36 protein-coding genes and 1 pseudogene are annotated in these 22,569 nt (G+C 70.1%); 3 read left to right on the top strand and 34 right to left on the bottom strand.

Annotation, left to right across the window (positions count from 1 at the left end; all coding sequences use genetic code 11):
- Positions 1-363 carry a VOC family protein gene (locus tag E4P39_RS08850; RefSeq protein WP_209306442.1) on the top strand — a complete coding sequence of 121 codons (363 nt, stop codon included), beginning with the start codon at positions 1-3 and terminating at the stop codon, positions 361-363.
- Positions 364-524: 161 nt separating this feature from the next.
- On the opposite strand, the gene fdhD is transcribed toward E4P39_RS08850, so the two are convergent.
- Entirely contained in the window at positions 525-1,361 is an 837-nt protein-coding gene (gene fdhD / locus E4P39_RS08845; RefSeq protein ID WP_135136037.1) for a formate dehydrogenase accessory sulfurtransferase FdhD, read from the bottom strand.
- A gap of 41 nt (positions 1,362-1,402) precedes the next feature.
- On the opposite strand from fdhD, the gene E4P39_RS08840 reads away from it, so the two are divergent.
- Entirely contained in the window at positions 1,403-1,996 is a 594-nt protein-coding gene (locus E4P39_RS08840; protein ID WP_135136036.1) for an NTP transferase domain-containing protein, read from the top strand.
- A gap of 9 nt (positions 1,997-2,005) precedes the next feature.
- Positions 2,006-2,671 carry an NAD(P)-binding oxidoreductase gene (locus E4P39_RS08835; protein ID WP_135136035.1) on the top strand — a complete coding sequence of 222 codons (666 nt, stop codon included), beginning with the start codon at positions 2,006-2,008 and terminating at the stop codon, positions 2,669-2,671.
- A gap of 1 nt (position 2,672) precedes the next feature.
- On the opposite strand, the gene truA is transcribed toward E4P39_RS08835, so the two are convergent.
- The 33 genes and pseudogenes from truA to tuf all read right to left on the bottom strand — a co-directional run bounded on the left by truA (position 2,673) and on the right by tuf (position 22,486).
- Positions 2,673-3,512: a tRNA pseudouridine(38-40) synthase TruA gene (gene truA, locus E4P39_RS08830; RefSeq protein ID WP_135136034.1), complete on the bottom strand. Its 840-nt coding sequence runs from the start codon at positions 3,510-3,512 to the stop codon at positions 2,673-2,675.
- A gap of 38 nt (positions 3,513-3,550) precedes the next feature.
- Positions 3,551-4,270, bottom strand: coding sequence for a 50S ribosomal protein L17 (gene rplQ / locus E4P39_RS23315; RefSeq protein ID WP_135136033.1), 720 nt, complete (start codon positions 4,268-4,270; stop codon positions 3,551-3,553).
- A gap of 155 nt (positions 4,271-4,425) precedes the next feature.
- Positions 4,426-5,490 (bottom strand): DNA-directed RNA polymerase subunit alpha, encoded by a 1,065-nt coding sequence (locus E4P39_RS08820; RefSeq protein WP_135136032.1) that lies wholly within the window; start codon positions 5,488-5,490, stop codon positions 4,426-4,428.
- A gap of 147 nt (positions 5,491-5,637) precedes the next feature.
- The gene (gene rpsD / locus E4P39_RS08815; RefSeq protein WP_135136031.1) at positions 5,638-6,264 is read right to left on the bottom strand and encodes a 30S ribosomal protein S4; all 627 of its coding nucleotides are present in this window, start codon (positions 6,262-6,264) and stop codon (positions 5,638-5,640) included.
- A 35-nt stretch (positions 6,265-6,299) separates the two neighbouring features.
- Entirely contained in the window at positions 6,300-6,707 is a 408-nt protein-coding gene (rpsK, locus tag E4P39_RS08810; protein WP_135136030.1) for a 30S ribosomal protein S11, read from the bottom strand.
- A gap of 105 nt (positions 6,708-6,812) precedes the next feature.
- Positions 6,813-7,193 (bottom strand): 30S ribosomal protein S13, encoded by a 381-nt coding sequence (gene rpsM, locus E4P39_RS08805; protein ID WP_135136029.1) that lies wholly within the window; start codon positions 7,191-7,193, stop codon positions 6,813-6,815.
- 14 nt (positions 7,194-7,207) lie between these two features.
- On the bottom strand, positions 7,208-7,321 hold the full coding sequence (gene rpmJ / locus E4P39_RS08800) for a 50S ribosomal protein L36 (protein WP_012950458.1): 114 nt from the start codon (positions 7,319-7,321) through the stop codon (positions 7,208-7,210).
- Between the two features lie 75 nt (positions 7,322-7,396).
- The gene (gene infA / locus E4P39_RS08795) at positions 7,397-7,618 is read right to left on the bottom strand and encodes a translation initiation factor IF-1 (RefSeq protein WP_028929190.1); all 222 of its coding nucleotides are present in this window, start codon (positions 7,616-7,618) and stop codon (positions 7,397-7,399) included.
- Between the two features lie 235 nt (positions 7,619-7,853).
- Entirely contained in the window at positions 7,854-8,711 is an 858-nt protein-coding gene (map, locus tag E4P39_RS08790) for a type I methionyl aminopeptidase (RefSeq protein WP_245159719.1), read from the bottom strand.
- Between the two features lie 17 nt (positions 8,712-8,728).
- Entirely contained in the window at positions 8,729-9,334 is a 606-nt protein-coding gene (locus E4P39_RS08785; protein WP_135136028.1) for an adenylate kinase, read from the bottom strand.
- Positions 9,334-10,644, bottom strand: coding sequence for a preprotein translocase subunit SecY (gene secY, locus E4P39_RS08780; RefSeq protein ID WP_135136027.1), 1,311 nt, complete (start codon positions 10,642-10,644; stop codon positions 9,334-9,336). Before secY ends, E4P39_RS08785 begins: the two co-directional genes overlap by 1 nt.
- Before the next feature lie 196 nt (positions 10,645-10,840).
- Positions 10,841-11,284 carry a 50S ribosomal protein L15 gene (rplO, locus tag E4P39_RS08775; protein WP_135136026.1) on the bottom strand — a complete coding sequence of 148 codons (444 nt, stop codon included), beginning with the start codon at positions 11,282-11,284 and terminating at the stop codon, positions 10,841-10,843.
- Between the two features lie 13 nt (positions 11,285-11,297).
- Positions 11,298-11,477, bottom strand: a complete 180-nt coding sequence (rpmD, locus tag E4P39_RS08770) for a 50S ribosomal protein L30 (RefSeq protein WP_135136025.1) — start codon at positions 11,475-11,477, stop codon at positions 11,298-11,300.
- A gap of 1 nt (position 11,478) precedes the next feature.
- Positions 11,479-12,120, bottom strand: a complete 642-nt coding sequence (gene rpsE / locus E4P39_RS08765) for a 30S ribosomal protein S5 (RefSeq protein ID WP_091770126.1) — start codon at positions 12,118-12,120, stop codon at positions 11,479-11,481.
- 43 nt (positions 12,121-12,163) lie between these two features.
- Complete coding sequence (gene rplR, locus E4P39_RS08760) at positions 12,164-12,577, bottom strand: 50S ribosomal protein L18 (protein ID WP_135136024.1); 414 nt, start codon at positions 12,575-12,577, stop codon at positions 12,164-12,166.
- Complete coding sequence (gene rplF, locus E4P39_RS08755) at positions 12,577-13,116, bottom strand: 50S ribosomal protein L6 (RefSeq protein ID WP_135136023.1); 540 nt, start codon at positions 13,114-13,116, stop codon at positions 12,577-12,579. The genes rplR and rplF overlap by 1 nt, the downstream gene beginning before the upstream one ends.
- Before the next feature lie 13 nt (positions 13,117-13,129).
- Entirely contained in the window at positions 13,130-13,540 is a 411-nt protein-coding gene (rpsH, locus tag E4P39_RS08750; RefSeq protein WP_135136022.1) for a 30S ribosomal protein S8, read from the bottom strand.
- A gap of 126 nt (positions 13,541-13,666) precedes the next feature.
- Entirely contained in the window at positions 13,667-13,852 is a 186-nt protein-coding gene (locus E4P39_RS08745; RefSeq protein ID WP_026857026.1) for a type Z 30S ribosomal protein S14, read from the bottom strand.
- A 17-nt stretch (positions 13,853-13,869) separates the two neighbouring features.
- A complete protein-coding gene (rplE, locus tag E4P39_RS08740; protein ID WP_245159744.1) occupies positions 13,870-14,424 on the bottom strand; it encodes a 50S ribosomal protein L5 in 555 nt (184 codons plus the stop codon).
- A gap of 35 nt (positions 14,425-14,459) precedes the next feature.
- The gene (gene rplX / locus E4P39_RS08735; protein WP_135136355.1) at positions 14,460-14,774 is read right to left on the bottom strand and encodes a 50S ribosomal protein L24; all 315 of its coding nucleotides are present in this window, start codon (positions 14,772-14,774) and stop codon (positions 14,460-14,462) included.
- 35 nt (positions 14,775-14,809) lie between these two features.
- On the bottom strand, positions 14,810-15,178 hold the full coding sequence (rplN, locus tag E4P39_RS08730; RefSeq protein WP_014377983.1) for a 50S ribosomal protein L14: 369 nt from the start codon (positions 15,176-15,178) through the stop codon (positions 14,810-14,812).
- A gap of 246 nt (positions 15,179-15,424) precedes the next feature.
- Entirely contained in the window at positions 15,425-15,715 is a 291-nt protein-coding gene (gene rpsQ, locus E4P39_RS08725; protein ID WP_135136020.1) for a 30S ribosomal protein S17, read from the bottom strand.
- Positions 15,712-15,945 (bottom strand): 50S ribosomal protein L29, encoded by a 234-nt coding sequence (gene rpmC, locus E4P39_RS08720; protein WP_135136019.1) that lies wholly within the window; start codon positions 15,943-15,945, stop codon positions 15,712-15,714. The genes rpsQ and rpmC overlap by 4 nt, the downstream gene beginning before the upstream one ends.
- Positions 15,945-16,361 carry a 50S ribosomal protein L16 gene (gene rplP / locus E4P39_RS08715; protein WP_135131867.1) on the bottom strand — a complete coding sequence of 139 codons (417 nt, stop codon included), beginning with the start codon at positions 16,359-16,361 and terminating at the stop codon, positions 15,945-15,947. Before rplP ends, rpmC begins: the two co-directional genes overlap by 1 nt.
- Before the next feature lie 3 nt (positions 16,362-16,364).
- Positions 16,365-17,294: a 30S ribosomal protein S3 gene (gene rpsC / locus E4P39_RS08710; protein ID WP_135136018.1), complete on the bottom strand. Its 930-nt coding sequence runs from the start codon at positions 17,292-17,294 to the stop codon at positions 16,365-16,367.
- Between the two features lie 128 nt (positions 17,295-17,422).
- A pseudogene (rplV, locus tag E4P39_RS08705) lies at positions 17,423-17,773 on the bottom strand (50S ribosomal protein L22); the annotation flags it as partial.
- Positions 17,774-17,792: 19 nt separating this feature from the next.
- Entirely contained in the window at positions 17,793-18,074 is a 282-nt protein-coding gene (gene rpsS, locus E4P39_RS08700) for a 30S ribosomal protein S19 (protein WP_135136016.1), read from the bottom strand.
- Positions 18,075-18,097: 23 nt separating this feature from the next.
- A complete protein-coding gene (gene rplB, locus E4P39_RS08695) occupies positions 18,098-18,931 on the bottom strand; it encodes a 50S ribosomal protein L2 (protein WP_135136015.1) in 834 nt (277 codons plus the stop codon).
- A 54-nt stretch (positions 18,932-18,985) separates the two neighbouring features.
- Positions 18,986-19,288: a 50S ribosomal protein L23 gene (gene rplW, locus E4P39_RS08690; RefSeq protein ID WP_135136014.1), complete on the bottom strand. Its 303-nt coding sequence runs from the start codon at positions 19,286-19,288 to the stop codon at positions 18,986-18,988.
- Positions 19,285-20,208 carry a 50S ribosomal protein L4 gene (gene rplD, locus E4P39_RS08685; RefSeq protein WP_167761712.1) on the bottom strand — a complete coding sequence of 308 codons (924 nt, stop codon included), beginning with the start codon at positions 20,206-20,208 and terminating at the stop codon, positions 19,285-19,287. Before rplD ends, rplW begins: the two co-directional genes overlap by 4 nt.
- Positions 20,205-20,870: a 50S ribosomal protein L3 gene (gene rplC, locus E4P39_RS08680; RefSeq protein WP_135136013.1), complete on the bottom strand. Its 666-nt coding sequence runs from the start codon at positions 20,868-20,870 to the stop codon at positions 20,205-20,207. The genes rplD and rplC overlap by 4 nt, the downstream gene beginning before the upstream one ends.
- Before the next feature lie 15 nt (positions 20,871-20,885).
- Entirely contained in the window at positions 20,886-21,191 is a 306-nt protein-coding gene (gene rpsJ / locus E4P39_RS08675) for a 30S ribosomal protein S10 (protein ID WP_014377994.1), read from the bottom strand.
- A gap of 101 nt (positions 21,192-21,292) precedes the next feature.
- Positions 21,293-22,486, bottom strand: coding sequence for an elongation factor Tu (tuf, locus tag E4P39_RS08670; protein ID WP_135136012.1), 1,194 nt, complete (start codon positions 22,484-22,486; stop codon positions 21,293-21,295).
- Positions 22,487-22,569: the final 83 nt, after the last annotated feature.

Below are 22,569 nucleotides of genomic sequence, written 5' to 3'. Positions count from 1 at the left end.
GTGATCGGACGGCTCGAGAAGACGGTCTTCGACTGCCCGGACCCGCGCGCGCTCGCCGCGTTCTACGCCGAGGTGCTCGGCATGCGGGTCAACGAGGACGACGGCGACGGCGCCTGGGTGGTCATCGGCCGCGACGTCGGCTGGCGGGAGCTCGCCTTCCAGCGCGCGTCGCCGTACCTGCCGCCCGTCTGGCCGGACCCCGGGCACCCCCAGCAACTGCACGTCGACATCCGGGTCGACGACGTCGAGGCGGGCGAGCGCGCGGTGGTGGCGCTCGGGGCCAGCCGGCTCCACGACGCCTCGGACGAGGGATTCCGGGTGTTCGCCGACCCGGCCGGCCACCCGTTCTGCCTGGTCTTCTGAGCTGTGACATCGCGGTCCTCCGGACCGCACCGCTGTGACATCGCGGTCCTCCGCACCCCACCGCTGCAACGTGCCGTCCCCAGCTGCGTGGAGCCCATCCCGGCGTTCGTCGGGGAGCCTCCGGCCCCCACTCCTCCCACCGCCTCGCAGGGCGGCTTTCGTCAGGCCGTGGTCGGGATCTCCAGCCGCTCCTGGTGGGTGTAGACGTTGCAGCCGTCGCCGCGCAGGAACCCGATCAGGGTGATGCCCACCTCGCGGGCCAGCTCCACGGCCAGGGACGACGGCGCGGAGACGGCGGCGAGCACCGGGATGCCGGCCATCGCCGCCTTCTGCGTCAGCTCGAAGCTCGCCCGGCCGCTCACCATGAGCACGCATCCCGACAGTGGCAGCCGGCCCTCGCGCACGCCGTCGCCGATGACCTTGTCCACGGCGTTGTGCCGGCCGACGTCCTCCCGCAACGCCACCAATTCCCCGGTGGCGGTGAACAGCCCCGCGGCGTGCAGCCCGCCGGTCTTCTCGAACACCTCCTGCTCGGCGCGCAGCCGGTCCGGCAGGGCGAGCAGCACCTCCAGGGGCAGCCGGACGTCGTCACCCGCGACGTCGAAGACCGTCTTCGTGCGGATGGCGTCGATGCTCGCCTTGCCGCAGACGCCGCAGGAGCTCGACGTGTAGAAGTTCCGGTCCAGCGCGGTGTCCGGTGCCTCGACGCCGGGCGCCAGGTCGACGTCCACCACGTTGTAGGTGTTGCGGCCCTCGGCGTCCACCGAGTCGCAGTACCGCAGGCCCAGCACGTCGTCCGGCCCGGTGATGACCCCCTCGGTGGCGAGGAAGCCGTGCACGAGGTCGAAGTCGTGTCCCGGGGTGCGCATCGTGACCGCCAGCGGCGTGCCGCCCAGCCGGATCTCCAGTGGCTCCTCCGCGGCGACGGTGTCGGGGCGCGTGGTGCGCACCGGTCCCCGGATGCGCAGCACCGGCGTGCGGCTGGTCACTCGTCCCACGGGAGGACGGTACCCACGCCCGGCGGCCGTACGGTCTGCGCATGCCGCCGGACCTGCCGCCCTACGCCGCGGTGGTGCCGGCCGGGGGGCGGGCGGCCCGGCTCGGCGGTCAGGCCAAGCCCCAACTGGAGGTCGGGGGCCGCAGCATCCTGGCGGCCGTCCTCGATGCGGTGGCCGACGCGGCCCAGCGGGTCGTCGTCGGCCCTCCGCAGCCCGTGCCGCCGGACGTGCTGCTCGTGCGTGAGCACCCTCCCGGCGGCGGCCCCGTCGCCGCCCTGCGGGCGGGGCTCGCGGCGGTCGACACCGACGTCGTGGCCGTGCTCGCCGGGGACCTGCCGTTCGTGCCGCCGTCCCTGATCGAGGAGCTGCGGACGCGGCTCACCGGCGACGGGATCCTCGTCGTCGACGACGCGGGCCGCGACCAGTACCTGCTCGGGATCTGGCGGACGGCGGCGCTGCGGGCGGCGGTCGCCGACGTCGCGGGGCCGACCTCCCTGCGCCGCGCGCTCGCCCCGCTGTCCGTGCGCAGGTGGCACGCGGAATCGCGCCCCGGTGAACCCCCACCCTGGACCGATTGCGATACCCCGGCCGATCTCGCTCGCGCCCGGCTGCTGGCAGGCCCCGGGCCGGGGTAGTTTTCGGGGATGCGCGTCGTGATCGCAGGGGCCCATGGCCGGGTGGGCCGCCGGCTCGGGCGGCTGCTCTGCGCCCGCGGCGACTCCGTCGTCGGGATCGTGCCGACGCCGGAGCACGAGGCGGAGCTCTCCTCGGACGCCGCTGATCTCGTCGTGCTCGACCTGGAAGACACCGCCGTCGACCACCTGGCGGCCTTCGTGGTCAATGCCGACGTGGTGGTCTTCGCCGCGGGTGCCGAGCCGGCGGGCAGCACGCCGCACAAGGACGAGGCGGACCGGGCCGCGGCCCTCCTGCTCGCCGACGCGGCCGAGCAGGCCTCCGTGCGGCCCTATCTGCTGATGTCGTCCATGGGCGTCGAGGCCGTCGCGGAGGGACGCCGTCCCGAGGGCATCGACGACGTCTTCCACGCCTACCTGAAGGCCAAGCTGGCCGCCGAGGACGGCGTCCGCCAGCGGCCGGCGGTCGACCTCACCGTGCTGCGCCCGGCGCAGCTCACCGAGGACCCGGGCACCGGCCTGGTCACCCTGGGCCGGGACCTGGGCCTGGGTGAGATCTCCCGGGACGACGTGGCCGCCGTGATGCTCGCCCTGCTGGACTCGCCCCGGCCGGGCTCGGTGCTGGACGTCGTCAGCGGGACGACGCCGATCGAGAAGGCCGTCGCCGACCTCCCCTGATTCAGCTGCGCCGGGCTCGGGTCACCGATGTGCGGGCGCCGAGTCCGTCGTCCGGCGGATAGTCGACGCGCACCAGGGTCAGCCCACCGGCCGGCGCCACCGGGACCTCGCTGGACCGCTCCGTGCGGGTCAGCAGCGCGGCCGGCCACTCGGGCGTCCGGCGTCCCTCTCCCACCGCCGACAGGGCACCCACGAGGCTGCGCACCATCGAATGGCAGAAGGCGTCCGCCGAGGCGGCGATGGTGATCAGGTCGCCGTGGCGCTCGACGTCCAGCGCCAGGAGCGTCCGGATGGTGGTCGCGCCCTCACGGCGGCGGCAGAAGGCGGCGAAGTCGTTCTCCCCGAGCAGCACGGCGGCCGCGGCGGCCATCGCACCGGCGTCCAGCGCCCGCGGCCAGCCCACGACATCGGCCCGGCGGAGCGGCGGCGGGCCCCAGGGGACGTCGGTGAGCCGGTAGACGTAGTGCCGGGCGAGCGCCGCGAACCGGGCGTCGAAGTCGGGGTGCGCCGCGACGACCGCCGGGACGGCGATGTCGGGCGGGAGCACCCCGCGCAGCCGGCGGACCAGCCGGGTGCCCTGCTCCTCCCACAGCTCCCGCGGGACGTCGCAGTGCGCCACCTGGCCCGTGGCGTGCACCCCGGCGTCCGTACGCCCGGCCACGGTGAGGTCGACCGGGCAGCGCAGCACCATGCTGAGGGCCTGCTCCAGCTCGCCCTGGACCGTGCGCTGGCCCGGCTGCCGCGCCCACCCGTGCAGGGCGGTGCCGTCGTAGCTGATGGACAGCCGAAGACGGACGAGCCCGCCCCCGTGATCGGGGGCGGGCTCGTCCGGGTGCGGCATCGTGGCCTCGGCACCCGTGGGGCGGGCGCTCAGCGGTCCTACTTGGGGTCCGGCGCTGCGTCGCCGCCGGGAGCGTTGAGGCTCTCGGTGGCGGCGTCGCCGGTCTCCGCGGCGTTCACCTCGGCGGCGGCCGCGTCGGCGAGCTCGGGCGAGACGTTGTCGCCCTCGACGACCACGCCGTGCTGCGCGGTCGGCTCCCGGTCGACGTCGCCGTCGTCCTGGCGCTCACCGTCGGGGGTGAAGACGTCGGTGACGATCTCCTGCGCGTCGTCGTCGCCGGCGGCGGGCGCCTCGACGGCATCCGCCGTGACCTCACCGGCGGCGGCGGACGCACCGGCACCGGCGGCGAACTTCGTGCCCCGGGCGCGCTCTGCCTCGCCGACGGCCTGCTGCGAGACGGTCAGCGCCTCGACCAGCTCGATGACCGCCATGGGGGCGTTGTCGCCCTTGCGGGGACCCACCTTGGTGATCCGCGTGTAGCCGCCGGGACGGTTCTCGAACCGGGGGCCGATCTCCGCGAAGAGCGTGTGGACGACGTTCTTGTCACGGATGGTCGTCATCACCTGGCGACGGGCGTGCAGGTCACCGCGCTTGGCGAAGGTGACGAGCTTCTCGGCCAGCGGACGCAGCCGCTTGGCCTTCGCCTCGGTCGTGGTGATCCGCCCGTGCTCGAACAGCGAGGTGGCCAGGTTGGCCAGCATCAGCCGCTCGTGCGCGGGGCCGCCGCCGAGACGGGGACCCTTGGTGGGGGTGGGCATGTCGGTCCTTCCTCAGGCCGCCGGGCGGGGCGCGCTCGGCTGCATCCGTGGTGCAAAGCGTCGGTGGTGCACGAACGTTGGTGGTGCAGGCCAGTGTGGCTGGCCGGACCGGCGCACCGGACGGCGGGTGGCCCCACCGTCCGGTGCGATCCGGGTCAGAGCTGCTCGGTCTCCTGGAAGGATGCGTCGCTGTACTCGACGTCGGCGTACTCGGTGGTGCCCTGGTACGCGTCGGTCTCGTAGCCCTCGTCGTAGCTCTCGATCGAGGTGGGGATGAACCCGGGCGGGCTGTCCTTGAGCGCGAGGCCCATGGCCGCCAGCTTCATCTTGACCTCGTCGATCGACTTCGCGCCGAAGTTGCGGATGTCGAGCAGGTCGGCCTCCGAGCGGGTGACGAGCTCCCCGACGGTGTGCACGCCCTCGCGCTTGAGGCAGTTGTAGGACCGGACGGTGAGGTCCATGTCCTCGATCGGCATCGAGAAGTTCGCGATGTCGGCGGCCTCGGCCGGGCTGGGGCCGACCTCGATGCCCTCGGCGTCGACGTTCAGCTCGCGCAGCAGGCCGAACAGCTCCACGAGGGTCGAGCCGGCGCTGGCGATGGCGTCCCTGGGGACGATCGACGGCTTGGTCTCGACGTCGACGACGAGGCGGTCGAAGTCGGTGCGCTGCTCGACACGGGTGGCCTCGACGGCGTAGGTGACCTTGAGGACCGGCGAGTAGATCGAGTCGACCGGGATCCGGCCGATCTCCTGGCCGGGCTGCTTGTTCTGCGGCGCCGGGACGTAGCCACGGCCACGCTCGACGACCAGCTCGATCTCGAGCCGGCCCTTGCCGTTCAGCGTGGCGATGTGCAGGTCGGGGTTGTGCACCTCGACACCGGCCGGGGGCGCGATGTCGGCGGCGGTGACCTCACCCGGGCCCTGCTTGCGCAGGTACATCGTCACCGGCTCGTCGGAGTCGGAGCTGACGACCAGGCCCTTGAGGTTCAGGATGATCTCGGTGACGTCCTCCTTGACGCCCGGCACGGTGGTGAACTCGTGCAGGGTGCCCTCGATGCGGATGCTGGTGACAGCAGCGCCGGGGATCGAGGACAGGAGCGTGCGGCGCAGGGAGTTGCCGAGCGTGTAACCGAAGCCGGGCTCGAGGGGCTCGATGACGAACCGCGAGCGGGACTCGGTGATCGTCTCTTCGGTGAGGCTGGGGCGCTGTGCGATGAGCATGGTGGTTCTCCTTCAGGTCCTCCGGCGACCGCCATATGACGCCGTGAGGTGGGTGGTACAGGCTCCGGCGGGCATCTGTCCGCCCGCCGGGGCCGGTGGTGCCCCCTGCGGCCGAAATGGCCATTTCGGCCGCAGGGGTCGTGCTGCCTACTTGGAGTAGAGCTCCACGATCAGCTGCTCCTGGACCGGGGTGTCGATCACCTGGCGGGCCGGGATGCTGTGGACGAGCACGCGCAGCTGGCTGCTGATGACCTCGAGCCACGCGGGGACGGGACGCTCGCCGGCCTTCGCCTGGGCGATCTCGAACGGCAGCATCGTGCGGGACTTCTCGGCCACCTCGACGATGTCGTTCGCGCTCACGCGGAAGGACGGGATGTCGACCTTGCGGCCGTTGACCCGGATGTGGCCGTGGCGCACCAGCTGGCGGGCCATGTCGCGGGACTCGGCGAAGCCGGCCCGGTAGACCACGTTGTCGAGGCGCGACTCGAGGATCTGCAGCAGGACCTCACCGGTCTTGCCGGTCTTGCGGTTGGCCTCTTCGTAGTAACCGCGGAACTGCTTCTCGAGGACGCCGTAGATGCGGCGGGCCTTCTGCTTCTCACGAAGCTGGAGCAGGTACTCGCTGTCCTTGGTGCGGCCACGGCCGTGCTCGCCCGGCGGGTAGGGCCGGATCTCGATCGGGCACTTCGGGGACTCGCACTTGCTGCCCTTGAGGAACAGCTTCATCTTCTCGCGCCGGCAGAGGCGGCAATCGGCTCCGGTGTAACGGGCCACGTCAAATACTCCTGTTTCGTCTCGTCAGTGACCGGTCAGACCCGGCGGCGCTTCTTGGGGCGGCAGCCGTTGTGCGGCTGCGGCGTCACGTCCTGGATCTGGCCGACCTCGAGGCCCGTGGCCTGCAGGGACCGGATGGCCGTCTCGCGACCCGAGCCCGGGCCCTTCACGAAGACGTCGACCTTGCGCATGCCGTGCTCCTGGGCCTTGCGCGCGGCGCTCTCGGCAGCCATCTGCGCCGCGAACGGCGTGGACTTGCGCGAGCCCTTGAAGCCGACGTGGCCGGCGGACGCCCAGCTGATCACGTTGCCCATGGGGTCGGTGATCGACACGATCGTGTTGTTGAACGTGCTCTTGATGTGCGCGGCGCCGTGGGCGACGTTCTTCTTCTCCTTGCGGCGCACCTTCTTGGCGCCGGCCGCAGTGCGAGCCCTGGGAGGCATGTCTCTCCGGATCCTTGATCGTTCGTGGCCTTGAGGGACCCGGCGGGCACGCGGGAGGTGACCGACGCCGGGGGGTCCACGGGGGGACGGAGTCCCCCCGTGCGTTTACTTCTTGCCGGCCTTCTTCTTGCCGGCGATGGTCTTGCGCGGGCCCTTGCTCGAGCGCGCATTGGTCTTGGTGCGCTGGCCGTGGACGGGCAGTCCACGACGGTGACGCAGGCCCTGGTAGCAGCCGATCTCCACCTTGCGGCGGATGTCGCCCGCGACCTCGCGGCGCAGGTCGCCCTCGACGCGGAAGTGCTCGTCGATGTAGTCACGGAGCTTCAGCAGGTCCTCGTCCGTGAGGTCCTTGGCGCGCAGGTCGGGGCTGACGCCCGTCGCGGCCAGGGTCTCCTTGGCGTGGTGCTTGCCGATGCCATAGATGTAGGTGAGCGCGATCTCCATCCGCTTCTCGCGGGGCAGGTCGACGCCGGCCAGTCGTGCCATGTTCTGGTACTCCCTCAGCCCTGGCGCTGCTTGTGCCGGGCGTTGTCGCAGATGACCATGACCCGGCCGTGCCGGCGGATCACCTTGCACTTGTCGCAGATCTTCTTCACCGACGGCTGGACCTTCACGCGGTGCCGCCCCTCATTCCTGTCGATCGTGTGCCGACCGCGGGTTCTGCCGGTGGGCAGCCGCGGAGCGGGCGGTTACTTGTAGCGGTAGACGATGCGGCCGCGGGTCAGGTCGTAGGGCGAGAGCTCCACGACCACGCGGTCCTCCGGCAGGATGCGGATGTAGTGCTGACGCATCTTGCCGCTGATGTGGGCGAGCACCCGGTGCCCGTTCTCCAGCTCCACCCGGAACATCGCATTGGGCAGCGGCTCGACGACGCGACCTTCGACCTCGATGGCCCCGTCCTTCTTCGCCATGCCCTTTACGCGCTCCCTGACTCGGTGATGCCGGTGTCCTCCTGCGCCCACGGGGGAACCCCGACGGACACACTCGGTGATTGCAGAACAGGTGGTGCAGACGCTCTCGCGAGGGCGTCCCGGGTCATGCGGCCACAGCACGGCGACGGGACGGCGCGAACGCCATCGGTCACTCTACCCCGGCGGAACGGGGGCCACCAAACCGGTCCTCCGTGAGACGGGGCACGCGCAGCGGTCAGGTGCGCGGCGTGACGCCGTACGGGGCCAGGCCCGCGACCCCGCCGTCCTCGGCCGTGAGGACCCACGGGCCCTCGGGCGTGATGGCCACGGTGTGCTCGAAGTGCGCGGCCCGGGAGCCGTCCTTGGTGACGACGGTCCAGCCGTCCTCGAGCTCGACCGTCGTGGGATCGCCGACGGTCACCATGGGCTCGATCGCCAGCGCCAGTCCCGGCACGAGCTTCGGACCGCGGCCCGGGCGACCGTAGTTCAGCACGTGCGGGTCCTGGTGCATCTCGGTGCCGATGCCGTGGCCGCCGTAGTTGTCGACGATGCCGTAGGGGTGCGCCTCGGCGCTGATGGTCTCGCCGACGGCCGCGCTGATGTCGGTGAGCCGGCCCCCGGCGAGCGCACGGGCGAGCCCGGCCCACATCGAGCGTTCGGTCACCTCGAGCAATGCGGCGTCCTCCGGCGACGGCTCTCCGACCGTCACCGTGACGGCGGAGTCGCTGTGCCAGCCCTTGAGGATCGCGCCGCAGTCGATGGAGATGTTGTCCCCCTCGACCAGCCGGCGCTCGGGGCTGGGGATCCCGTGCACGATCTCGTGGTTGACCGACGCGCAGATGGTGCCGGTGAACCCGTGGTAGCCGAGGAAGTTGGGCACCGCGCCCTTCGAGCGGATGTGGTCCTCCGCGATCGCGTCCAGCTCGCCGGTGCTGACCCCGGGGCGGACGGCGGCCTTCACCGCGGCGATGGCGCCCGCGGTCACCAACCCCGAGGCCCGCATGAGTTCGATCTCCTGCGGTGTCTTGATCTGGATCATGCGTCCACTCCACTTCGCGAGCAGCGGGAGCCGGCTCAGGATCTCGGCCGTCATCGCACTCTCGCCGTCCGTCAGCCCTGGGTGGGCTGTTCCGGGTCGGCCGCGCCCAGCGCCTGCATCGCGCGGCCGGTGACGACCTCGACCTCGCCGATCGCGTCGATCCGCGACAGCAGGCCCTCGGACTCGTAGAACCCGGAGAGCGGCGCCGTCTGTTCCCGGTAGACCTCCAGGCGGTGCCGGACGGTCTCGGGCTTGTCGTCGTCGCGCTGGACCATCTGCCCGTCCACCAGCATCCGCCGCCCGGACAGCCGCCGCACGAGCTCGTCCTCGTCGACCACGAGCTCGAGGACGCGGTCCAGCTTGTTGCCCAGCTCGGCCAGGGACGACGCCAGCTGCTCGGCCTGCGCGATGGTCCGGGGGAACCCGTCGAGCAGGAACCCCGCCTTGGCGTCGGGCTCGGCGAGCCGGTCCCGGACCATGGCGACGGTGATCTCGTCGGGGACGAGGTCGCCGGCGTCCATGTACGCCTTGGCCTTCCGGCCCAGCTCGGTCTGTCCGCTCACGTTGGCCCTGAAGATGTCGCCCGTGGAGATGGCGGGCACGCCGAGCTGGCCGGCGATGATCTGCGCCTGGGTGCCCTTGCCCGCTCCGGGGGGGCCCAGCAGGACGACGCGCACTACTTCAGGAACCCTTCGTAGTTGCGCTGATTGAGCTGCGTCTCGATCTGCTTCACCGTCTCCAACCCCACTCCGACCATGATGAGCACCGCGGTCCCGCCGAACGGGAAGTTCTGGTTCTGGCCCGGCTGCGTGATCGACAGGAACAGGTTCGGCAGCACGGCCACCAGACCCAGGTAGATCGATCCCGGCAGGGTGATCCGGGAGAGTACGTACTGCAGGTACTCAGCGGTGGGCCGGCCGGGACGGATGCCGGGAATGAAGCCGCCGTAGCGCTTCATGTCGTCGGCGCGCTCCTCGGGATTGAAGGTGATCGACACGTAGAAGTACGTGAAGAACACGATCAACCCGAAGTAGAGCGCCACGTGCACGGGGCTGCTCTGGTCGATGACGTAGGTCTCGAAGAACTGCCGCACGCCCCCGGTCTCGTTGCCCTGGAGCTGGGTGATCAGCTGGGGCAGGTAGAGCAGCGACGAAGCGAAGATGACCGGGATGACGCCGGCCTGGTTGACCTTCAGCGGCAGGTACGTCGACGTCCCGCCGTACATCCGGCGGCCGACCATGCGCTTGGCGTACTGCACCGGGATCCGGCGCTGGGCCTGCTCCACGTAGACGACGGTGCCGATGATGACCACCGCGATCACGCAGACGACGGCGAAGACGAGCCCGCCGCGGGTCTGCAGGATCGAGCCGCCCTCGGCGGGGATGCGCGCGGCGATCGAGGTGAAGATCAGCACGGACATGCCGTTGCCGATCCCCTTCTCGGTCAGGAGCTCGCCGAGCCACATGATCAGGGCCGTGCCGGCGGTGAGGGCGACGACGAGCACCACCGTCGACCACACGGAGTCCGACGGGATGATCGACTCGGGGCAGTTCGGGAACAGCTGGCCGCTGCGCGCCAGGGCGATGATGCCGGTGCTCTGCAGGACCGCCAGGGCGATCGTCAGGTACCGGGTGTACTGGGTCAGCTTCGCCTGGCCCGACTGCCCTTCCTTCTTCAGCTGCTCGAACCGCGGGATGACCACGACCAGGAGCTGCACGATGATGCTCGCCGTGATGTACGGCATGATCCCGAGCGCGAAGACGGAGAGCCGGAGCAGCGCCCCACCGGAGAACAGGTTCACCAGCGAGTAGATGTCCCGCTGGTCGGAGGCCTGGGCCAGCTCGAGGCAGCTGTTGATCGCCCGGACCGAGACACCCGGGCCGGGCACGGAGGCCCCCAGCCGGTAGACGGCGATGATCGCGAGGGAGAACAGCAGCTTGCGCCGGAGGTCTGGCGTCCGGAACGCCGCGGCGAACGCCTGCAGCACGTGCCCTCCCCTGATCGGTCGTGTGAGGTTAGCAACGGACGGGGACTTACCGGTTCAGCACCCGTGATTGAGGGGCGTGGCTCGGCCTGTCCCGCCCTTGGACGGTCCCGGCCCGGGTCTTCTCCGGGCCGGGCAGCAGAGGACCCCCGGGGCGCGGTCCCTCGGAATCGAGGAGCGCCCCGGGGGTCGTCTGCCGTCAGATGCGGGTGGTACTGCCCCCGGCCGCGCCGATCTTCTCGGCCGCGGACGTGGAGAAGGCGTGCGCGTGGACGTCGACCTTCACGCCGCCCAGATCGCCGGTGCCGAGCACCTTGACCGGCTGGCCCCGGCGGACGGCGCCGGCCTGGACCAGCGCGTCCGGGTCGATCGACCCGCCCTGCGGGAACAGCGCCGCGATCCGGTCCAGGTTGACGACCTGGAAGACGACCTTGTTCGGGCTCTTGAACCCCGAGAGCTTGGGCAGCCGCATGTGCAGCGGGGTCTGCCCACCCTCGAAGCGGGCCGAGGTGTTGCCCCGGGCGCCGGTGCCCTTGGTTCCGCGACCGGCGGTCTTGCCCTTGGAGCCCTCACCGCGACCCACGCGGGTCTTCGGGGTGTGGGCGCCGGGGGCCGGACGCAGGTGGTGAACTTTCAGTGTCATAGCGAGTCTTTCCTCAGACTTCCTCGACGCGCACGAGGTGCGGCACCGTCGCGACCATCCCGCGGATCTCGGGACGGTCCTCCTGCACGACCGAGTCGTGGATCCGCTTGAGCCCCAGCGAGCGCAGCGTCTCCCGCTGGTTCTTCTTGTTGCCGATCGACGACCGGATCTGGGTGACCTTCAGCTGTGCCATCTCAGACCCCCTGACCCGCACGCGCACGGAGCATGGCGGCCGGGGCGACGTCCTCGAGGGGCAGGCCACGGCGGGCCGCGATCTCCTCGGGGCGGACGAGGTCCTTCAGCGCCTGCATCGTGGCGTGCACGATGTTGATCGGGTTCGACGAACCGAGGCTCTTGGAGAGCACGTCGTGGATCCCGGCGCACTCGAGCACGGCACGCACCGGCCCACCGGCGATGACACCGGTACCGGGGCTGGCCGGCTTGAGCAGCACCACACCGGCCGCCGCCTCACCCTGCACGGGGTGCGGGATGGTGCTGGCGATGCGCGGCACGTTGTAGAAGTGCTTCTTGGCCTCCTCGACGCCCTTGGCGATCGCCGCGGGCACCTCCTTGGCCTTGCCGTAGCCGACGCCGACCTTGCCGTCGCCGTCGCCCACGATCACCAGGGCGGTGAAGCTGAAGCGTCGACCACCCTTGACGACCTTGGACACGCGGTTGATGGCGACCACGCGCTCGATGTAGTTGCTCTTCTCGGCGGGTGCGCCACCCGGGCCCCGACCGCCGTCACGACGGTCGCGGCGGTCGTTACCGCCGCCGGCACCGCCGGCGCCGCCGGCGCCACCGGCGCCACCGCCGCGTCGCTGTGGTCCTGGCATCAGACGTCCCTCTCGATCTGCTTGGTCGTGCTGTTGCTGCTCATCAGAAGTCCAGCCCGCCCTCGCGGGCACCGTCGGCCAGAGCGGCGATCCGCCCGGCGTACCGGTTGCCGCCGCGGTCGAACACGACCGCGGAGATGCCGGCCGCCTTCGCGCGCTCGGCGATCAGGGCGCCCACCTGGCGGGCCAGGGCGGACTTGTCGCCCTCGGCACCGCGCAGGCCGGCATCCATGGTGGACGCGTTGGCCAGCGTGCGGCCGACGGTGTCGTCGACGAGCTGCACGTGGATGTGCCGCGAGCTGCGCTTGACCACCAGGCGCGGACGCTCCGGCGTGCCGGAGACCCGCTTGCGCAGCCGGTTGTGACGGCGCAGCCGTGAGACCCGGCGAGCCGTGCTGATGTCGGTGCCGACGGGCTTGTGGCCCCCGGCGCCCTTCTCTGTCTTCGCCTGAGCCATCACTTGCCCGTCTTCCCGACCTTGCGCTTGACGACCTCGCCCTGATACCGCACGCCCTTGCCCTTGTACGGGTCGGGCTTGCGGATCTTGCGGATCTTGGCGGCGACCTCGCCGACCTGCTGCTTGTCGATCCCCGTCACCCGCAGGCGGGTGGGGGCCTCGACCGTGAAGGTGATCCCCTCGGGGGCCTTCACCGGCACCGGGTGGCTGAAGCCCAGGGCGAACTCGAGGTCCGAGCCACGCGCCTGGACGCGGTAACCGACACCGACGATCTCCAGGGTCTTGGTGTAGCCCTCGGTGACGCCGGTGATCATGTTGGCGATGAGCGTCCGCGACAGCCCGTGCAGGGCGCGGTTCTGACGCTCGTCGTTGGGACGCTGCACCCGCAGCGTGCCGTCCTCGTCGCGCTCGACCGTGATGGGCGCCGCGACGGTGTGGCTCAGCGAGCCCTTGGGGCCCTTGACGTTGACCGTCTGGCCGTCGATGGCGATGTCCACACCACCGGGCACAGCGATCGGGAGTCGTCCGATCCGTGACATCTTCGCTGCTCCCTTACCAGACGTAGGCGAGGACTTCCCCACCCACGCCCTTCTTGTTCGCCTGCTTGTCGGTGAGCAGCCCGGTGGAGGTCGAGATGATCGCCACGCCGAGCCCGCCGAGCACCTTGGGCAGCGCGGTGGACTTGGCGTACACCCGCAGACCGGGCTTGGAGACGCGCCGGACGCCGGCGATGCTCCGCTCACGGTTGGGGCCGTACTTCAGGTCGACGACCAGCTGCTTGAAGGTGCTGCCGTCCTTCTCGATGTCGTTGACGGTCCAGCCGGCGATGTAACCCTCCTGCTGGAGGATCTCGGCGATGTGCGTCTTGAGCTTCGAGGACGGCATGGCCGCCGAGTCGTGATACGCCTGGTTGGCGTTCCGCAGGCGCGTCAGCATGTCCGCGATCGGGTCGGTCATCGTCATGGAATGTGGTGCCTTTCTCGCCGCGGTTCCGCACGTTTCCCGGGCTTGTCCGGTGGTCGTGGGCCTGTCGGCGAACGGTGGTGCTGTGGTGCGGCCGGGGCGAGCGCCACGGCCGGATGGAATGACTTACCAGCTGGACTTGCGCACGCCCGGGAGCTCCCCGGCGTGGGCCATCTCCCGCAGGCAGATCCGGCAGAGGCCGAACTTGCGGAACACCGAGTGCGGGCGACCGCACCGCTGGCAGCGGGTGTAGCCACGGACGGCGAACTTGGGCTTGCGGTTCGCCTTCTCGATCAGAGCCTTCTTGGCCATTGGTTTCTCCTACCGGCTCAGCGGGTGGTGGTCACGACGGGCGAGCCGGCGAAGGGGAAGCCGAGCTGGCGGAGCAGCTCACGCCCCTCGTCGTCGGTCGAGGCGGTGGTGACCAGCGTGATGTCCATGCCGCGCTGCCGATCGATCTTGTCGACGTCGATCTCGCGGAACATCGACTGCTCGTTGAGGCCGAAGGTGTAGTTCCCGTGGCCGTCGAACTGCTTGGAGTTCAGGCCGCGGAAGTCGCGGATACGGGGCAGGGCCAGCGACAGCAGCCGGTCCAGGAACTCCCACATCCGGTCGCCGCGCAGGGTCACCTTGGCGCCGATCGGCATGCCCTCGCGCAGCTTGAACTGCGCGATGGACTTGCGGGCCCGGACGACGGCCGGCTTCTGACCGGTGATCGCGGTCAGGTCGCGGACGGCGCCGTCCATCAGCTTGGCGTCGCGGGTGGCCTCGCCGACGCCCATGTTGACGACGATCTTCGTCAGGCGCGGGATCTGCATGACGTTGTCGTAGTTGAACTCCGACTGCAGCGCCGGTGCGATGGTCTCGCGGTAGTGGGCGAGCATGCGGGGCAGCTCGCGCGTGGGTGCGCTCATGACGTTCAGAGGTCCTTACCGGTTCGCCGCGAGACGCGGACGCTGCGGCCGTTGTCGTCCTTGCGGTAGCCGACGCGGGTGGGCTTGTCCTCGGAGTCGATCACCATCACGTTGCTCACGTGGATGGGCGCCTCCTGCGTGACGATCCCGCCCTGCTGGGCGCCGCGCTGGTTGGAGCTGATGCGGGTGTGCTTCTTCACGCGGCCCACACCCTCGACCAGCACCCGCTGGAGCTTGGGGAACGCAGCGATGACGCGACCCTTGGCGCCCCTGTCCTTGCCGGACAGGACGACCACGGTGTCACCCTTCTTGACCTTCATCGACGGCGCCTTGGCGCGGCTGTTGTCAGCCATGTTCACAGCACCTCCGGTGCGAGCGAGATGATCCGCATGAAGCGCTTGTCGCGCAGTTCCCGGCCGACCGGCCCGAAGATGCGCGTCCCGCGCGGGTCGCCGCTGTCGCGGATGATGACCGCGGCGTTCTCGTCGAAGCGGATGTAGGAACCGTCAGGACGACGGCGCTCCTTCACCGTGCGGACGATGACGGCCTTGACCACGTCGCCCTTCTTGACGCCGGCACCGGGCAGCGCGTCCTTCACGGTGCCGACGATGACGTCGCCGATGCCCGCGTAGCGTCGCCCGGAACCGCCGAGCACCCGGATGCAGAGGATCTCCTTTGCTCCGGTGTTGTCGGCGACTCGCAGCCGCGACTCCTGCTGGATCACGTCCCTACTCCCAAATCTTTGTTGTGACAGCCGGGCCGGTTCGGTGAACCGGCTGTCCGGCACTCGCGTGCGGACGCACCGGCGGCGGTGGCCGCCGGTGCGTCCGAAGCACGGGTACCGGGATGCGGCGCGCACCCGGGGGGCGCGCCAGTCGTCCAGAGTATCCGACCTCGTCGCGCTCTGCGCGGCTGCCCTGGTCGTTCCGACCACAGGCAATCCTCGCTGGCGCTCCGATTGCGTGTTCGGTTACTTGGCCTTCTCGACGACCGTCACGAGCCGCCACCGCTTGGTGGCCGACGTCGGACGGGTCTCCATGATCTGCACGCGGTCGCCGATGCCGGCGACGTTCTGCTCGTCATGCGCCTTCAGCTTGCTCGTACGGCGGATGACCTTGCCGTACAGGCCGTGCTTCACGCGGTCCTCGACCTCGACGACGATGGTCTTCTCCATCTTGTCGCTGACGACCAGGCCCTCGCGCACCTTGCGGTACCCGCGACCGGCCAGGCCGGGGCCCGACGCTTCCTGGGTCTCGCTCATGCCACACCCTCGTTCGGGGCGACCGAGAGACCCAGCTCGCGCTCGCGCATGATCGTGTAGATCCGGGCGATGTCGCGGCGGACGGTCTGCAGTCGCCGGTTGTTGTCCAGCTGGCCGGTGGCCACCTGGAACCGCAGGTTGAACAGTTCTTCCTTGTGCTCACGCAGCCGCGTGGCGAGCTCGTCCACGGACAGCTCGCGCAGCTCGGGAGCGGTCAGACCGGCGGCCATCACACTTCTCCTTCACGCGTGATGAAGCGGCACTTCATCGGGAGCTTGTGGATCGCGCGGCGCATCGCCTCGCGGGCCACGGGCTCGGCGACACCGGAGAGCTCGAACATGATGCGTCCGGGCTTCACGTTGGCCACCCACCACTCGGGGGACCCCTTACCGGAACCCATGCGGGTCTCGGCGGGCTTCTTGGTCAGCGGACGGTCCGGGTAGATCGAGATCCACACCTTGCCGCCACGCTTGATGTGACGGGTCATGGCGATACGAGCGGACTCGATCTGCCGGTTGGTCACGTAGGCCGGCTCGAGGGCCTGGATGGCGAACTCACCGAAGTTGATCGCCGTCCCGCCCTTGGCCTTGCCGCCGCGGTCCGGGTGGTGCTGCTTGCGGTGCTTGACGCGCCGTGGGATGAGCACGTGTCAGCCCTCCGTGGTCTCGGTCGCCGAGGGCTGCGCAGCCGTGCTCTCGGCGGCGGCGGTGGCCTCCGGGCCGGCAACCTCGGCGACGGTCGTCTCGGGAGCGACCTCGCCCGAGGTCACCGCGACGGTGCTCTCGGCCGTGTCCGCGACCGGTCCGGTGGACGACTCGACCGCTGCGCGGCCGGCCTCGGTGCCACCGGCGGTGGTGCCGGAGGAACCCGAGCGACGCTGCGGGCGCTGGGCGCGCTCGCGACGCTGCTGCCGGTCGGCGAGCGCCTCGAGGGCCGCCCGCTCGGCCCGCGAACCGCTGACGTCACCCTTGTAGATCCACACCTTGACGCCGATGCGGCCGAAGGTGGTGCGGGCCTCGTAGATGCCGTAGTCGATGTTCGCGCGGAGCGTGTGCAGCGGCACCCGGCCCTCGCGGTAGAACTCCGACCGGCTCATCTCCGTGCCGCCCAGGCGACCCGAGCACTGCACCCGGATGCCCTTGACCTGCGGGCTGCGCTGGGCCGACTGCATCGCCTTGCGCATGGCACGACGGAAGCTGACCCGGCTGGAGAGCTGCTCGGCGACACCCTGGGCGACGAGCTGCGCGTCCGACTCGGGGTTCTTGACCTCGAGGATGTTCAGCTGCACCTGCTTGCCGGTGAGCTTCTCGAGCTCGCCGCGGATGCGGTCGGCCTCCGCGCCGCGGCGGCCGATGACGATGCCCGGCCGGGCGGTGTGGATGTCGACGCGGACCCGGTCGCGGGTCCGCTCGATCTCGACCTTGGAGATGCCGGCCCGCTCCATGCCCTTGGACATGAGCTTGCGGATCGCGACGTCCTCCTTGACGTAGGACGAATAGAGCTTGTCGGCGAACCACCGCGACTTGTAGTCCGTGGTGATGCCGAGCCGGAACCCGTGCGGGTTGACCTTCTGACCCACTAGCGGGTCCCTCCCCTCGTGTTGCTCCTGGACTGGTTGCTCTGCTGCTGGGTGGCCGGGCCGGACTGGCCGGTGTCCCGACGCGCCTTGCGCGACTTCTGCGCGAGCTCGGCGCTGCCGCCGACCTCGCTCACCTCGACGGTGATGTGGCTGGTCCGCTTGTTGATGCGGAACGCCCGGCCCTGCGCGCGCGGACGGATCCGCTTGAGCGTGGGGCCCTCGTCGACGTAGGCGGCACTGACCACCAGGGCGGCCGGGTCCAGCTGCAGGTTGTGCTCCGCGTTCGCCACCGCGCTGGCGACGACCTTGGCAACCGGCTCGCTGGCACTCTGCGGCGCGAAGCGCAGCAGGGCGAGTGCCTCGTCTGTCGGCAGGTAGCGGATCAGGTCCACCACCCGCCGGGCCTTCATGGGGGTCACACGGACGAACCGGGCCGTAGCCCGGGCGACCGGCGCCTCCTGTCCCAACTGGGAAGTCATCTGTCTGTCCTCTACCTGGTCAGCCCCGCCGCGAGCGGCGGTCGTCCTTGATGTGCCCACGGAAAGTGCGCGTGGGCGCGAACTCGCCGAGCTTGTGCCCGACCATCGCCTCGGTCACGAACACCGGGACGTGCTTGCGGCCGTCGTGGACGGCCATCGTGTGCCCGAGCATGTCGGGGATGATCGTCGAGCGCCGCGACCAGGTGCGGATGACGTTCTTGGTGCCCTTTTCGTTCTGGGCGTCCACCTTCTTGAGCAGGTGGTCGTCGACGAACGGGCCCTTCTTCAGGCTGCGTGGCATGTCTGTCGAACTCCTCTTCCCGCTCAGCGCTTCTTGTTGGCGCGCCGGCGGCGCACGATCAGGGCGTCACTGGCCTTCCGCTTGCGCGTCCGGCCCTCCGGCTTGCCCTTCGGGTTCACCGGGTGGCGTCCACCGGAGGTCTTGCCCTCACCACCACCGTGCGGGTGGTCGACCGGGTTCATGGCGACACCGCGGACGGTCGGGCGCTTGCCCTTCCACCGCATGCGGCCGGCCTTGCCCCAGTTGATGTTGGACTGCTCGGCGTTGCCCACCTCGCCGACGGTCGCGCGACAGCGGACGTCGACGTTGCGGATCTCGCCCGACGGCATGCGGAGCTGCGCGAAGCGACCCTCACGGGCGACCAGCTGGACGCTGGTACCCGCCGAGCGGGCGATCTTCGCGCCGCCACCGGGACGGAGCTCGATGGCGTGAACCACCGTGCCGACGGGGATGTTCCGCAGCGGCAGGTTGTTGCCGGGCTTGATGTCGGCCGAGGGGCCGCACTCCACCGCATCGCCCTGCTTGAGCTTCGCCGGCGCGATGATGTAGCGCTTCTCGCCGTCGGCGTAGTGCAGCAGTGCGATCCGCGAGGTGCGGTTCGGGTCGTACTCGATGTGCGCCACCTTGGCGGGCACGCCGTCCTTGTCGGCCCGGCGGAAGTCGATCAGCCGGTAGGCGCGCTTGTGACCGCCGCCCTGGTGGCGAGCGGTGACCTTGCCGTGGACGTTGCGTCCACCCCGACCGTGCAGCGGCCGGACCAGCGACTTCTCGGGATGGTCGCGGGTGACCTCGGCGAAGTCGGCGACGCTGGAGCCGCGGCGGCCCGGCGTCGTCGGCTTGTACTTACGGATAGCCATGGGTCGTGAGTCCCTGTCTGTTCTCTCTGGTCCGGTCGGTTACCTCGAACGCCGTCAGGCGTTCGGGCCCCCGAAGATCTCGATGCGCTCGCCGGGGGCGAGCGAGACGATGGCGCGCTTGGTGTCCTTGCGCTTGCCCATCACGCTGCCCTTGCTGCGCTTGCGCTTGCCCTGACGGTTGATCGTGTTCACGCCGAGGACCTTCACCTTGAAGATCTGCTCGACCGCGATCTTGATCTGCGTCTTGTTCGCCTCCGGCAGCACGATGAACGTGTACTGGTTGGCGTCCAGCAGGCCGTAGCTCTTCTCGGAGATCACCGGGGCGAGCAGGACGTCCCGGGGGTCGCGGACGCTCATGCCTTCTCCTCGGTGGTCTCGTCAGCAGCCGCCGTGGTGGCGGGCGCCTTCTTCGCGGCGGCCTTCTTGGCCGGCTTCTCGGCGTCGTCCGCCTCGGCCTTGTCGGCCGTGGCCTTCTTCGCCGGCGCCTTCTTGGCAGCAGCCTTCTTCGCCGGCGCCGCCTCGGCCGCGGTCCCCGTCTCGACGGTGCCCTCGCCCTCGGCCGGAGCGATCGACGGGATGCCACCCGGGGTCAGGTGAGTGGCGAGGTCCGGCTTGACCGTGCCGCCCTTGGACTTCGCCTCGACGTACTCGGCGAGCGCGGCCTCGGTGAAGACCACCTCGTCGGCGACCAGCACGTCGTAGGTGTTGAGCTGGCCGGCCTCGATCAGGTGCACCTGCGGCGCGTTGCGCAGGCTCACCCAGTTGAGGACGTCGTCCCGGTCGAGGACGACCAGCACGCGCTTGGCCTGCGTCACCGCGGTGAGCGTCGCCAGGGCGGCCTTCGTCTTCGGCGCATCGCCGTCGACGAACGCGGAGACCACGTGCACCCGGCCCTCGCGGGCCCGGTCGGAGAGGGCACCGCGCAGGGCGGCGGCCTTCATCTTCTTCGGGGTCTTCTGCGTGTAGTCACGCGGCGTCGGGCCGAAGACGGTGCCACCGCCGGCGAACTGCGGCGCGCGGGTCGAGCCCTGACGGGCCCGGCCGGTCCCCTTCTGGCGGTACGGCTTGGCGCCACCACCGCTGACCTGGCCGCGGGTCTTGGTGGAGTGCGTGCCCTGGCGGGCCGCGGCCAGCTGGGCGATGACGACCTGGTGCATCAGGGAGACGTTCGCTCCTGCGTCGAAGAGCTCACCGGGCAGCGTGACGCTGCCGGTGGTCTCTCCGGACGGGGTGCGGACGTCGACCTGGCGGTCGGTGCGGGTCTCGGTGCTGGTCACTTGCTGTCACTCCCCACGGGGCCACCCTTGACCGCGGAACGGACGAGGAGGAGGCCACCCTTCGGACCGGGAACGGCGCCCTTGATGAGCAGCAGCCCGCGCTCCGTGTCGACCTTGTGGACGACCAGCGAGAGCGTGGTCGTGCGCACGTTGCCCATGCGGCCGGCCATCTTCAGGCCCTTGAACACGCGGCCCGGGGTGGACGCGCCACCGATGGAACCGGGTGAACGGTGCTTGCGCTGGGTGCCGTGGGACGCGCCGAGGCCCTTGAAGCCGTGACGCTTCATGACGCCGGCGGTGCCCTTGCCCTTGCTGGTGCCGATGACGTCGACCTTGGCCACGCCGTCGAACACGTCGGCGTTCAGCTCCTGGCCGACCGTGTAGTCGCCGGCGTCCTCGGTGCGCAGTTCCACCAGGTGCCGCCGCGGCGTGACGCCCGCCTTGGTGAAGTGCCCGCCCTCGGGGCGGTTCACCTTGCGCGGGTCGATCTCACCGAAACCGAGCTGGACGGCGGAGTAGCCGTCGTTCTCGGGGGTGCGCACCTGGGTCACCACACACGGGCCCGCCTTGACGACGGTCACCGGCACGAGACGGTTGTTCTCGTCGAAAACCTGGGTCATCCCCAGCTTCTCGCCGAGGAGACCGCGAAATGTGCTCGCCATGTCTGGAAACAGCCCTTACTGGATGTTGACGTCGACCGAAGCCGGCAGGTCGATGCGCATGAGCGCGTCGACCGTCTTCGGCGTCGGGTCGAGGATGTCGATGAGCCGCTTGTGCGTGCGCATCTCGAAGTGCTCGAACGAGTCCTTGTACTTGTGCGGCGAACGGATCACCGCGTACACGTTCTTCTCCGTCGGCAGAGGCACCGGGCCGACCACTCGCGCTCCGGTCTTGGTGACCGTCTCCACGATGCGTCGCGCCGAGGCATCGATCGCCTCGTGGTCGTAGGCCTTCAGCCGGATGCGGATCTTCTGTCCCGCCATCGCTGTCTTCTGCTCCTGCCGATCGGTTGTGAAGGTTCGAGTGGGTCCGGTGACCCGGGTGACGGGCGGCGGCCGTTCGCGGCCGCCGCCCGTCGGGGGTACTACTTGTTGATCTTGACGACCCGGCCGGCGCCGACGGTGCGGCCACCCTCACGGATGGCGAAGCGCAGGCCCTCCTCCATGGCGATCGGCTGGATCAGCTCGACCGTCATCTCGGTGTTGTCGCCGGGCATGACCATCTCGGTGCCGGCGGGCAGCGTCACGACGCCCGTCACGTCCGTCGTCCGGAAGTAGAACTGGGGACGGTAGTTGTTGAAGAACGGCGTGTGACGGCCACCCTCGTCCTTCGAGAGGATGTAGACCGAGCCCTCGAAGTTCGTGTGCGGGGTGATCGAACCGGGCTTCACGACGACCTGGCCGCGCTCGACGTCCTCGCGCTTGATGCCGCGCAGCAGCAGGCCCACGTTGTCGCCGGCCTGACCCTGGTCGAGCAGCTTGCGGAACATCTCGACGCCGGTGACGGTCGTCTTGGTCGAGTTCTCGCGGATGCCGACGATCTCGATCTCCTCGGAGACCTTGACGATGCCGCGCTCGACGCGACCGGTGACGACGGTGCCACGGCCGGTGATCGTGAAGACGTCCTCGACGGGCATGAGGAACGGCTTGTCGATCTCACGCTCGGGCTCGGGGATCGCGGTGTCGACCGCGTCCATGAGCTCCATGAGCTTGTCGCCCCACTCCTTGTCGCCCTCGAGCGCCTTCAGCGCCGAGACGCGGACCACGGGGAGGTCGTCGCCCGGGAACTCGTACTCGCTGAGGAGCTCGCGGACCTCGAGCTCGACGAGCTCCAGGATCTCCTCGTCGTCGACCATGTCGGCCTTGTTCAGCGCCACGACGATGTAGGGGACGCCGACCTGGCGGGCCAGGAGGACGTGCTCCTTCGTCTGCGGCATGGGGCCGTCGGTGGCGGCGACCACGAGGATCGCGCCGTCCATCTGCGCGGCACCGGTGATCATGTTCTTGATGTAGTCGGCGTGCCCGGGGCAGTCGACGTGCGCGTAGTGGCGGTTCTCCGTCTGGTACTCGACGTGCGCGATGGAGATCGTGATGCCACGAGCCTTCTCCTCGGGCGCCTTGTCGATCTGGTCGAACGCCGACGCCTCGTTGAGGTTCGGGTACTTGTCGTGCAGGACCTTGGTAATCGCCGCGGTGAGCGTCGTCTTCCCATGGTCGATGTGCCCGATGGTGCCGATGTTGACGTGCGGCTTGGTCCGCTCGAACTTGGCCTTGGCCACTGGGATCCTCTCTCCGTGTCTTCGCAGTCGTGCGCGTGCTTGGGGGGTTGCGGGCGGTGCTAGCCGGTCGCGGGCAGGGAGCC

This window comes from Blastococcus sp. CT_GayMR19, assembly GCF_004570385.1.
GTDB lineage: Bacteria > Actinomycetota > Actinomycetes > Mycobacteriales > Geodermatophilaceae > Blastococcus_B.
This window is presented reverse-complemented; position numbering and strand designations above follow the sequence as displayed.